The sequence below is a fragment of the Deferrisoma camini S3R1 genome (assembly GCF_000526155.1).
GTDB classification, from domain to species: domain Bacteria; phylum Desulfobacterota; class Deferrisomatia; order Deferrisomatales; family Deferrisomataceae; genus Deferrisoma; species Deferrisoma camini.
Window position 1 is genome coordinate 2,032,775 of record NZ_JAFN01000001.1, and the last position, 11,049, is coordinate 2,043,823.

Here is an 11,049-nt window from a genome sequence, read left to right on the forward strand (position 1 = left end):
ACGAAAGTCGAGGTGAACCGTGTCCAAGATCCTGGAGGCGTTGGAGAAGGCCGCCAAGGAGCATCCCCGGCTGGGCCGGGGCAGTGTGCTACCGTTTCCGGCCGCGTTCACCCGGCCTCACCTGTCGCCGCGGGAACTACGGCGGCACGGCTGGTTTTCGGCGTTGCCCCACTCGACCCGCCGGGTGGAACCCGTCCGTGCGATCGCCCGCCGGATCGCCGGCGCTGCGGCGTTCCCGTTTCGGGCCGTGGTGACCGGGGTCGGCCCCCGGTGTGGAACCACGACGGTCTCCCTGAACCTCGGGGCCGAGCTCGCCCGGATCGCGTCCGGGGAGGTGGTCTGGCTGGGTGGAGCCCCTGGATCTCCCTGGCTGGCGGACCTCCTTCACCCGTGGGCCAACCGGGGCCTGTCGGACATCCTGTATCGAGGGGCCCCCCTGTGCGAGGTGAGGATCTCCGGTCCGGTCCCGAACCTCTTTCTCGTGCCCGGGAACGCGAGGAAGGGATGCCCCGAGCCGGTGGAGCCCCCCCTGCTGGCAGAGGCCCTGGAGAGGATCTCCGCCGGACTGGCCGGTTCCGCGCTGGTGATCGACGCGCCCCCCTTGGAGACCTGCCCTTCGGTGGTCACCGAGGCGGACGCCGTGGTGCTGGTCGTGAGACCCGGAACGCCTTCCAAGCACCTCGAGACCGCAGCGGAGCTGCTGGACCGGGTCCCGGTGTCGGCCGTGCTCGTCAACCACCTTCCCCTGACGGCCGCCCTGCGGACCGGACGAGCTCCAGCAAGGTGGGGCCGTTGACCTCTCCGGTGGGAACGAGCCCCCGCTCCCGCTGAAGCCGGCGGAGGGCCCGCCGGGTCCGCTCTCCCAGGACCCCGTCGACCGGCCCCGGCTCCTCCCCCGCCCGGCGCAGCCACTCCTGGATCCGCCGCACCCCTGCCGGGGACCCCGCGAGGAAGGCCGCGGCCTCCTCCAGATCGGCGAGCACGGCAGGCCAGCCCGGGTCGAGCCGGAGAGCCCGGTCCCAAGCCCCCAGGGCCTCCTGGTACGCTCCCAGGCGCCACAGCGCCCGGGCCCGCGTGCGCAGGGCCGCCGGGAACTGCGGCTCCATCCGCAGGGCTTGGTCCTCGTCCTCCACCGCGCCCTGGGGGTCCCCCGCGTGGAGCCTCGCCAGGGCCCGATTGTGGAAGGCCGCCGCCGAGGGATGCTGCGCCACGAGGCGATCGAGCACCTTCACCGCCTCGGAGGGCCGCCCCCCCTCGTCCAGAGCCATCCCGAGCTCCAGGAGGAGATCCGGGTCCTCGGGATGGAGGCGCAACGCTTCGGAGAGCACCCGCGCCGCCTCGACGAAGCGCTCTTGAGCGGACAGGGCGCGGCCCAGGACGAGGGCGAGCCGTCGGTTCCCTGGGGAGCGGGCCAACCCGGCCGAGGCCGCCTCCTCGGCCTCGGCCACCCGCCCCATCTCCCAGGCCGAAACGGCCAACGCCTCCCACGCCTGCACCATGGTCGGATCGGCCCGAACCGTCCGGCGATACGCCTCGAGGGCCTCCTCCCGCTTGCCCTGGGCCCACAGCGCCGAGCCCAGGTTGAACCGGGCCTCGGCAAAGCCCGGATCGAGCGAGAGCGCCCGGGCGAGCACCCGTTCCGCGTCCCGGGGCCTGCCCAGCAGGTTCAGCACCCCTCCGAGGTTGTTCAGCACCGCGGGGTCGCTCGGGTTGTTCCGGACCGCCTCCTGGTAGACGGCCCGAGCCTCCTCCAACTTCCCTTCCTGATACAGGCGAAAGGCCCTCTCCTCCGCGGACTGCTCGACGGCCGGCCGGACCGGCTCCGGCTCGGGTGGGGGCTCTGCCGGCGGGGCCGGCTTCCGTGCCGCCCCGCCTTGCGGGGGCGGCTCTTTGGGGGGCTCCTCGGGCGGCCGGGGCGACCGGGCACGGGGCAGGGACACCGTGACCTCCCCGGCGGCCCCTCCCCGCAGGATGCCGACCACGGCCGTGCCGCCGCCGAGAACGCCGCTCCATTCGGCCAGGTCCTCCGCCCCCCCCACGGGCACCCCGTTCACCGAAAGGATCACGTCCCCCCACCTCAACCCCGCGCGCTCCGCCGGGGTGCCGGCAAGGACCCGGGTCACCACGCAGCCCCGGGGCGGGTCCAGCCCCAGGGTACGGGCCAGGATCGGGGTGACCTCCTGGACCTCGACGCCCAACCAGGGCACCCGGCGAACGACCGGGGCCGGCACGGGCGTCGCGGGCGCAGGGCGTCTCGGGCCGGCACACCCGAGGGCCAGCACCGCAACCACGGCCACGGCGCCGGCCAGGCGCCACGGGCGACTCGGGGCCCGCTGTCCGCTCCCCCCGGCCGACGGGCCGACGGCGCAGCGCCCCGGCCCCGCAGAGATCTTCCGGAGGTCCGGCTTCCCGTGGTACCGTGTGCCCGCCATGGAACCACTCCCGTCGTTTTTCCCCAAGCCCCCTGTCGTCGGGGCCTCCGACGCCGCCTCGCCAGACCCGGGGCCCACGCTCCCCGGCCACGTGCTCTCCCGGAACGGGAGCCGCACGGAGGCGGCCCGGCCGGGCCCCAGCCCGTCGGGAGGACCGGATTGAGCCCGGCCGCGGCGATGGGTGCGCTCTCGCAGCGGATCCCCGCGCTTCACGCCTGGTACCGGGCCAACGCCCGGGACCTGCCGTGGCGCCGTCGCGGGGACGCGTACGCGGTGTGGGTCTCGGAGATCATGCTCCAGCAGACCCGGGTGACCGCGGTGATTCCCTACTACGAGCGCTGGATGCTCGAGCTGCCCACCCTCCGGGCCCTGGCCCGAGCCGAGGATCAAACCGTGCTCCGGCTGTGGGAGGGGCTCGGCTACTACTCCCGGGCCCGGAACCTCCTCCGGGCGGCCCGGATCGTGGTGGAGCGGCACGGCGGCCGGATCCCAGACGATCCCAGGGAGTTCCAGGCCCTGCCCGGCGTGGGGCCGTACACGGCGGCCGCGGTCATGAGCATCGCGTTCGGCCGGGACCTGCCCGTGGTGGACGGGAACGTGCGCAGGGTGCTGGCCCGTCTCACCGCCCTGCCGGAGGACCCCCGTTCGGGCGAGGGGCGCCGCCGGATCGATCGGCTGGCCCAGGACCTGCTGCCGCCGGGCCGGGCCGGCGTGCACAACCAGGCCCTGATGGAACTGGGCGCCCTGGTGTGCACCCCCCGCAGCCCGTCTTGCGCAGCCTGCCCGCTCCGGGAGCCGTGCCTGGGCCGGGCCACCCCGGAAGCATACCCGGTGCGCCCCCCTCGGAAAAGGCGGCCCCACCACCGGGTGGCCGTGGGCATCGTCCGGCGCCCCGACGGCCGGGTGCTGATCGACCGGAGGCCCTACGGGGGGCTGCTGGGCGGGCTGTGGGAGTTTCCGGGCGGCAAGATCGAGCCCGGCGAGACCCCGGCCCGGGCTGCCGTGCGGGAGCTCCGGGAGGAGCTGGGGGTGCGGGCCGAACCGGTGGCCGAGCTGCCGCCGGTGGAGCACGCGTACTCCCACTTCACGGTCACCCTCCATCCCCTGCTGTGCAACTTCGTCGAGATGGACCCCGCGGCCGGCGAGGGGCGGGAGTGGAAGTGGGTTCCCCCCGGGGAGATTCCCCACCACCCCATGCCCCGGGCCAACCGCAAGATCCTGGAGCTGCTGACCCACCGCTGGAAGGAGGAACCCCCATGCCCGACACCTTCCCCCGGATCGTGACCGAGCTTCCGCAGGTGGACCTCCCCCTCGAAGGGGCGGCCGGGTGGCTCCTGCAGGGGCCCACCCGCCAGGCCGTGTTCTTCCGGCTGAACCCCGGGTTCGAGATTCCGGAGCATTCCCACGGCGCCCAGTGGGGGATCGTGATCCAGGGCGAGATCGAGCTGACCATCGCCGGTGAGGCGCGAACCTACCGCAAGGGCGACACCTACGAGATCGGCGCGGGGGTGCCCCACTCGGCGCGCACCCGCGACGGCGCCCTGGTGCTCGACCTGTTCGAGGACCCGGCCCGCTACCGGCCCCGGGGGTAGGGGGGGCTTCGGCCGCAGGAAGGCGGGAAAGCCAAAGGCCCCAGACCAACGACCAACGACCAATAGCCAACGTCCGGTCCTGAAAAAGGAGGGAAACGATGAAACGTTGGACCGCCGCCCTGGCCCTTGCCGTCGTGCTCGCCGCCCCCCTGGCCGCCCGGGCCGAGCTCAAGGGCGAGGTGATCTTCCGCGACACGTTCTACGGCACCCTGACCGGCGCCATCATCGGCGGGGCGCTCACCGTGTTCACCGACGAGCCCCAGGACCACCTGGAGTACATCGGGTACGGCGCCGCGGCCGGGGCCATCGCCGGCGCCCTGTTCGGGGTGTACGAGTCCACCGCCGTGGCCGAGATCCGCGACGGCAACCTCTACCTGGCCCTGCCCACGGTGCGCACGGTGCCCGAGCCCGGCGGGGTGCGGGTGAGCGCCGACCTGCTGCGGGTGGACTTCTAGCTCGGCTCCGAGCCCGGTCGGAGGCAGGTCCCTTGCCCTGCCTCCGGAAAACCGAGCCTATTGGGTTGTCGGGGTGACGAGATGGGCGGAGGGTTCGTGGCGATTCGAAGCGCCCTGGGGCTTGTTGTCCTGTGCGCCCTGGCTTGGGGCCTGGGCGAGAACCGACGGGCCGTTCGGTGGCGCACGGTGGCCGTGGGCGTGGGCCTCCAGGTGGCCATCGCCCTCGTGCTGCTCAAGCTGCCGCCGTCCAAGGGGCTGTTCCTGGCCCTGAACCGGGCCATGGACGCCCTCCAGGAGGCCACCCGGGCGGGCACCTCGTTCGTGTTCGGGTACCTGGGGGGAGCCCCCCTGCCGTTTCAGGAGGTCTCCGCCGGCGGGAGCTTCGTGCTGGCGTTCCAGGCCCTGCCCATCGTCCTGGTCATGAGCGCCCTGTCCGCGGTGCTGTTCCACTGGCGGGTGGTGCCCTGGGTGGTGAGGGGGTTCTCGTGGCTCCTCGAGCGCACCCTGGGAGTCGGCGGCGCGGTGGGGCTGTCGGCCGCGGCCAACGTGTTCGTGGGCATGGTGGAGGCCCCCCTTCTGGTGCGCCCCTACCTGGAACGCATGGGCCGGGGGGAGCTGTTCATGGTGATGACCGCCGGCATGGCCACCATCGCCGGCACCGTGCTGGCCCTCTACGCCTCGATCCTCGGGCCGGTCCTGCCCGACGCCATCGGCCACATCCTCACCGCCTCCCTGATCAGCGCCCCGGCCGCGGTGGTGGCCGCCCACCTGATGGTGCCGGAGACCGGCGAGCCCACCGGCGGCGGGCTCGCCCCCCCGGACGACTACGCCTCCACCATGGACGCCGTGACCAAGGGCACGTTGGCGGGCCTGGGGCTCCTCCTGAACATCGTGGCCATGCTGGTGGTGCTGGTGGCCCTGGTGAGCCTGGTGAACCAGGCCCTGGGCCTGCTTCCGCCCGTGGGAGGGGAACCCATCACCATGGAGAGGATCCTGGGCTTCGTGCTGGCGCCGGTCATGTGGCTCATCGGCATCCCCTGGTCCGAGGCGGTCACTGCTGGGAGCCTCATGGGCACCAAGACCGTGCTCAACGAGTTCCTGGCCTACCTCCGGCTGGCCCAGCTGCCGGCCGAGGCCCTCTCGGACCGGGGCCGGCTGATCGTGACCTACGCCCTGTGCGGGTTCGCCAACTTCGGCAGCCTGGGCATCCTGATCGGGGGGATGGGGGCCCTGGTCCCCTCCCGGCGGGACGAGATCGTGGCCCTGGGGCTGCGCTCCATCGTGTCGGGCACCCTGGCCACCCTCATGACCGGGGCGGTGGTGGGGATGCTAACGGCGTAATACCAAGTTGCGTTCAAAGCCATTGGCCCCCTGAGCAGAGGGGCAGGGGACCTGCCGGAGAGCCGGGTGCGGCTCCTTCGCTCGCCGCGCAGCGCCTCCGGCGTTCGAACCACGAAATGGCTCTCATTCTCCGGAGTTGGAATGAAACCAACTCCCCCGTCCCGTGCCTGCGCGGCGGATCTCAATGCCCGGTTTCGCGCCCGGCCGGAGGCAGGTCCCTTGCCCCGCCCCACAAGGGCTCTCGGTTTGAACGCAACTCGGTATGAGGCGAAAACTCTCCTGGACTCCCCGACCCACCTGGGGCACAATGCCCGGCCTTTCCGGGGGGAGACCAAACCCACACGCGGAGTTCACCCCCATGAGCGAGCCCCACATCGACGCGCTGAGCATCAACACCCTCCGGTTCCTGGCCGTGGACGCCGTGGAGAAGGCCCGGTCGGGCCACCCCGGCATGCCCATGGGCGCGGCCCCCATGGCCTACGCCCTGTGGACCCGCCTCCTCCGGTTCGACCCCCAGGCACCCCGGTGGCCCGACCGGGACCGGTTCGTACTGTCGGCCGGCCACGGGTCCATGCTCCTGTACGGGCTGCTGCACCTGGCCGGGTTCGGTCTGACCCTGGAGGATCTCAAGAGCTTCCGCCAGTGGGGCTCGAAGACCCCCGGCCACCCCGAGTTCGGGGAGACCCCGGGCGTGGAGACCACCACCGGCCCCCTGGGGCAGGGCATCTCGGCCGCGGTGGGCATGGCCATCGCCGAGCGGCACCTGGCCGCCCGGTACAACCGGCCCGGGTTCGAGGTGGTGGACCACTGGACCTACGTGATCGCGGGTGACGGCGACCTGATGGAGGGAGTGTCGGCCGAGGCGGCCAGCCTGGCCGGTCACCTGGGCCTGGGCAGGCTGGTGGTCCTGTACGACGACAACCGGATCACCATCGAGGGGGGCACGGACCTGACCTTCTCTGAGGACGTGGAGGCGCGGTTCCGGGCCTACGGCTGGCAGACCCTGACCGTGGAGGACGGCAACGATCCCGACGCGGTGGAGGCGGCCCTGCGCCAGGCCCGGGCCGAGCCGGACCGGCCCTCCCTGATCCGGGTGCGCACCCACATCGGGTACGGCAGCCCCGGCAAGCAGGACTCGGCCGACGCCCACGGCGCCCCCCTGGGGCCCGACGAGGTCCGCCGCACCAAGGAGCGGCTGGGCTGGCCGGCGGAGCCCGAGTTCCACGTGCCCGACAGGGCCCGCGAGCCGTTCCGGCGCGCGGCGGAACGGGGCCGGGCCGAGCGGGAGCGCTGGGAGGCCCTGATGGCCCGGTACCGCGAGCAGCACCCGGACCTGGCCGCCGAGTTCGAGCGCCGGATGGCCGGCGAGCTGCCGGACGGGTGGGACCAGGCGGTTCCCACCTTCGACCCGGATGCCAAGGGCGTGGCCACCCGGGGGGCCGGGGGCAAGGTGCTCAACGCCCTGGCGGCCCGGGTTCCGGAGCTCATGGGCGGATCGGCGGATCTCGGGCCCAGCACCAAGACCCTGCTGAACGGCGAGGACGACTTCTCCCGGCACACCCCGGCCGGCCGAAACCTGCGGTTCGGGGTGCGGGAGCACGCCATGGCCGCCGTGCTGAACGGCATGGCCAACCACGGGGGGTTCCGGCCGTTCGGCTCCACGTTCTTCGTGTTCTCCGACTACCTGCGGCCCTCGCTCCGGCTGGCGGCCCTGATGAAGCTGCCGGTGATCCACGTGTTCACCCACGACAGCATCTTCGTGGGGGAGGACGGCCCCACCCACCAGCCGGTGGAGCACCTGGCGAGCCTCAGGGCCATGCCGAACCTGGTGGTGCTCCGTCCGGCCGACGCCAACGAGACCGCCGAGGCCTGGCGGGTGGCCCTGGAGCGCACCGGCGGCCCCACGGCCCTGGTGCTGACCCGCCAGAACGTGCCGGTCCTGGACCGCGGGGCCCTGGCTCCGGCCTCGGGCCTGCGCCGGGGGGGCTACGTGCTCAGGGAGGCCTCGGCCGGCCCCGAGGGAGTCCGCATGATCCTCGTCGCCACCGGCTCCGAGGTGCACCTGGCCCTGCAGGCCGCGGACCGGCTCGAGGCCGACGGCGTGCCCACCCGGGTGGTCAGCCTGCCCTCCTGGGAACTGTTCGAGGAGCAGGATCCGGCCTATCGGGACGAGGTGCTCCCCTCCGCGGTTCCGGCGCGGGTGGCGGTGGAGGCCGGAAGCCCGTTCGGGTGGGATCGGTACGCGGGCCCGGCCGGCGCGGTGGTGGCCATCGACCGGTTCGGCGCCAGCGCCCCGGCCGGCGTGCTGGCCGAGAGGTTCGGGTTCACCGTGGACAACGTGGTGTCCACGGCCCGGCGGGTGCTGGAGCGCGCGGGCTGAATCCCGTCCGCGGCAAAGCGCACCAAGGCCCGAGCCGCCCATCGAGCGACCCGGGCCTTTTGTTTGCCTTCCAGCTTCCCAGTAACTTCGGTCGTTGGTCGTCAGTCGTTGGTCGTCGGTCGGAGGCCTTCGGCCCGCTAGGCGGCCGGGCCGCTTCCTCGAACCGCCGCCAAACGCTCGGTGGGGCAAGGGACCTGCCGGAGAGCCGGGCGCGGCCCCTAAGCTCGCCGCGCAGTGCCTCTGACGCTCGGATCGCGAAATAGTTTGGATTCCACCGAGTTGCCAGGAAACCAGCTCTTCGGTCCCGTGCCTGCGCGGCGAATCTCAATGCCCGGCTTCGCGCCCGGCCGGAGGCAGGTTCCTTGCCCCGCCCCCCGAGGTGGCGCGCCTATTTTGTCGCCGAGTCAAACTGCGACTGTCCCCCGGCATAGCCGGGGGCTTACCCATGTTGGTTAATACCCTTCCCGTTGTAGGGCCCCGCAGGGGGCTGGAGGGGCCTTCCAGCCTCAGTACTCGTACAGCGTCCAGATCCCGCAGGGGCAGATGCCGGCGCAGAAGCCGCACCCGATGCACTTCTCGTCGTCCACCATGTACTCGTACCCGCCGCCCGGGGTCTCCCGTCGGGAGATGGCCCCCCAGTAGCAGGTGTTCTCGCACAGGTGGCAGTCCCGGCAGCTGGCGCACGACATGCACTTGGCGGCCTCGCCCTCGCAGGTGCGCGACAGGTCGTCCTGCCGGGCCCGGTCGTACCACTGGAACCGGATCCGCTCGTACGGGATCACCTCCTTGCGGTCGTCCTCGTACTCGGTCTTGGAGATCAGCGAGTGGATGTACCGGGCGGCCCGAAGGCCCGAGCCGATGGCGTTGGTGATGAGGCCCGGCTGGGTCACGTCGCCCACCGCGAACACCTTGGGATCGGTGGTGCGGCCCACCGGGTCCACCCGCACGAACCCCCGCTCCCGGTCGATGGTCTCGGGCAGGAAATCGAGCTCCGGGGTCTCGCCGATCGAGATGAACACCGCGTCGGCCCGAAGCGAGGTGCCGTCCTTGAAGTAGATGCGCTTCTCCTCGGGGTCGTAGCGGTCGGTGAACTTGGGGTAGAGGATCTCCGCGCCCCGCTCCTTGGCCATCTTCTGTTCCTTGCCGAAGGACGCGGGCTTCTGGATGTCCACCGCGGTCACGGTCTTGGCCCCGCAGTTGAAGGCCTCCACGCAGATGTCCATGCCCACGTTTCCGGCGCCGATCACCACCACGTCCATGCCCGTGAGGTCCCGGGGGTTGCGGGCGTTGATCTCCTTGAGGAACACGATGCCCGGGATCACGTGCTCGTAGCCCGGGAACGGGATCACCCGGGGCGAGTGGCAGCCGGTGGCCAACAGCACCACGTCGTGGGTCTGGTGGATCCCCTGGTACTTGGCCGAGTCCACCTCCACGCCGGTGTGCACCTCGATGCCCGTGGCGCGGAACCGTTCGATCTCCTTGGCCAGGATCTCCCGGGGCAGCCGGTCCTCGGGGATGCAGTAGTAGATCTTCCCGCCGAGCTCCTCCTCCCGCTCGTACAGGCTGACCTGGTAGCCCCGGAGCCGCAGCTGCCACGCCGCGCTCATGCCGGCCGGGCCGCCGCCGATCACCGCGATCCGCTCGGACCGCTTCGCCTCGATCCTGGGCGCCGGCCGGTCCAGGCTCAGCCTCCCCAGGAAGCTCACGTCCACCGGATCCGACAGGTACTGCTGGCGCGAGCAGTTGTCCATGCACAGGTTGGGGCACACGTACCCGCACACCGTGCCGGGGAACGGCGAGTACCGGAGCACCAGGTCCAAGGCCTCCGTCTCGTGGCCCTCCCGCAGGAGCCGGGTACGCTCGTGGGTGGGGATGCCGGTGGGGCAGTACCCCGCGCACGGCGGCGCGTACTTGTCGTTCTCCCACACCGGCCGCTGGCGACGCAGCTCGCCCGTGACCGTGAACGGGATGATGGTGCGCTCGTCGGTGATGTAGTCGGCGAAGATCCCGCCCTCGCCCACCCCCTTGAACCATACGTTCCGCCGGAACTCGGCCATGCTCCGCCGCTTCGACCGGGCCCGCTCGGCCCGCTCGTCCGGGGTCAGGGCCACGATCTTGCGCCACTCCTCCGGGCTGCGGGTCAGGGACTCGTAGAACCCCATCCGGTCTACGGCCCGGAGGAACGGCTTCATGTGCTTCTTGAGCCAGGCCCAGTCCGCGTCGGTGAGCTCGGTGATCCGGACGTCGTCCTCGCTGACCCCCTCGGTGGGCCCGCGGAAGTAGATGGTGCCGCCCACCATGCCCACGCACGGCCGGTACCCCAGCACGTTGTCGGGGTTCCGGGGGTTCACCCCGCACACCACCGCGATGCCCCCCGCCTTGAACTCGGCGAACGAGTCGCCCACGTCCCGGAAGTACCACGACTGGATCGGGTCGAACCGGGGGTTGTACTTGGTGAGGGTGTCGCACCGGGCCCCCCCGCCGCCCTGGACGTACAGCACCCCCTGGGCCCCTGCGTTGTGGGCGCCGTTGGCCACGTCGCCGAGCACCGTGATCTTGGCCCCGCAGTTGATCCAGCCCACGTCGTCCGAGCAGGACCCCTCGACCACGATCTCGGTGCCGAACATGCCCATGGCCCCCAGCCGCTGGCCCGGCGCGCCCACCACCTTGATCTTAACGGTGTCGCCCGTGGGCCAGATGCGGCCGCCGATGCCGTGCTGGCCGTCGGCCACCACCTTGAGCCGGCGCTTGCCGGAGCGCACCAGTTGCTGGATGCGCTCGTCGAGCTCCTTGGAAGGCACCCTCTTTCCGTTCAACCGTCCTTTGACTTCCACCGCTGCAGGCATGGT

General features: G+C 72.1%; 8 protein-coding genes. 6 read left to right on the top strand and 2 right to left on the bottom strand.

The features are described 5' to 3' along the window. The first annotated feature begins 19 nt into the window (after positions 1-19). Entirely contained in the window at positions 20-796 is a 777-nt protein-coding gene (locus DEFCA_RS0108930; protein WP_025322684.1) for a tyrosine-protein kinase family protein, read from the top strand. On the opposite strand, the gene DEFCA_RS0108935 is transcribed toward DEFCA_RS0108930, so the two are convergent. Then, positions 732-2,432 carry a tetratricopeptide repeat protein gene (locus tag DEFCA_RS0108935; protein ID WP_025322685.1) on the bottom strand — a complete coding sequence of 567 codons (1,701 nt, stop codon included), beginning with the start codon at positions 2,430-2,432 and terminating at the stop codon, positions 732-734. The two genes, DEFCA_RS0108930 and DEFCA_RS0108935, sit on opposite strands and share 65 nt — an antisense overlap. A gap of 159 nt (positions 2,433-2,591) precedes the next feature. On the opposite strand from DEFCA_RS0108935, the gene mutY reads away from it, so the two are divergent. The 5 genes from mutY to tkt all read left to right on the top strand — a co-directional run bounded on the left by mutY (position 2,592) and on the right by tkt (position 8,200). Continuing rightward, the gene (mutY, locus tag DEFCA_RS0108940) at positions 2,592-3,716 is read left to right on the top strand and encodes an A/G-specific adenine glycosylase (protein ID WP_025322686.1); all 1,125 of its coding nucleotides are present in this window, start codon (positions 2,592-2,594) and stop codon (positions 3,714-3,716) included. Further along, on the top strand, positions 3,689-4,024 hold the full coding sequence (locus DEFCA_RS0108945; protein WP_025322687.1) for a cupin domain-containing protein: 336 nt from the start codon (positions 3,689-3,691) through the stop codon (positions 4,022-4,024). Before mutY ends, DEFCA_RS0108945 begins: the two co-directional genes overlap by 28 nt. 98 nt (positions 4,025-4,122) lie before the next feature. Continuing rightward, positions 4,123-4,479: a hypothetical protein gene (locus DEFCA_RS0108950; protein WP_025322688.1), complete on the top strand. Its 357-nt coding sequence runs from the start codon at positions 4,123-4,125 to the stop codon at positions 4,477-4,479. A gap of 81 nt (positions 4,480-4,560) precedes the next feature. Further along, complete coding sequence (locus DEFCA_RS0108955; protein WP_029733832.1) at positions 4,561-5,820, top strand: NupC/NupG family nucleoside CNT transporter; 1,260 nt, start codon at positions 4,561-4,563, stop codon at positions 5,818-5,820. A 358-nt stretch (positions 5,821-6,178) separates the two neighbouring features. Further along, positions 6,179-8,200, top strand: coding sequence for a transketolase (tkt, locus tag DEFCA_RS0108960; RefSeq protein ID WP_025322690.1), 2,022 nt, complete (start codon positions 6,179-6,181; stop codon positions 8,198-8,200). Between the two features lie 506 nt (positions 8,201-8,706). Here tkt and DEFCA_RS0108965 read toward each other — a convergent pair. Beyond that, positions 8,707-11,046 (bottom strand): FAD-dependent oxidoreductase, encoded by a 2,340-nt coding sequence (locus tag DEFCA_RS0108965; protein WP_025322691.1) that lies wholly within the window; start codon positions 11,044-11,046, stop codon positions 8,707-8,709. Positions 11,047-11,049: the final 3 nt, after the last annotated feature.

Coding starts and splice junctions, on each gene's coding strand:
- DEFCA_RS0108935 (WP_025322685.1), bottom strand. CDS start 2,432: ATGGCGGGCACACGGTACCACGGGAAGCCGGACCTCCGGAAGATCTCT.
- DEFCA_RS0108945 (WP_025322687.1), top strand. CDS start 3,689: ATGCCCGACACCTTCCCCCGGATCGTGACCGAGCTTCCGCAGGTGGAC.
- DEFCA_RS0108950 (WP_025322688.1), top strand. CDS start 4,123: ATGAAACGTTGGACCGCCGCCCTGGCCCTTGCCGTCGTGCTCGCCGCC.
- DEFCA_RS0108955 (WP_029733832.1), top strand. CDS start 4,561: ATGGGCGGAGGGTTCGTGGCGATTCGAAGCGCCCTGGGGCTTGTTGTC.
- tkt (WP_025322690.1), top strand. CDS start 6,179: ATGAGCGAGCCCCACATCGACGCGCTGAGCATCAACACCCTCCGGTTC.
- DEFCA_RS0108965 (WP_025322691.1), bottom strand. CDS start 11,046: ATGCCTGCAGCGGTGGAAGTCAAAGGACGGTTGAACGGAAAGAGGGTG.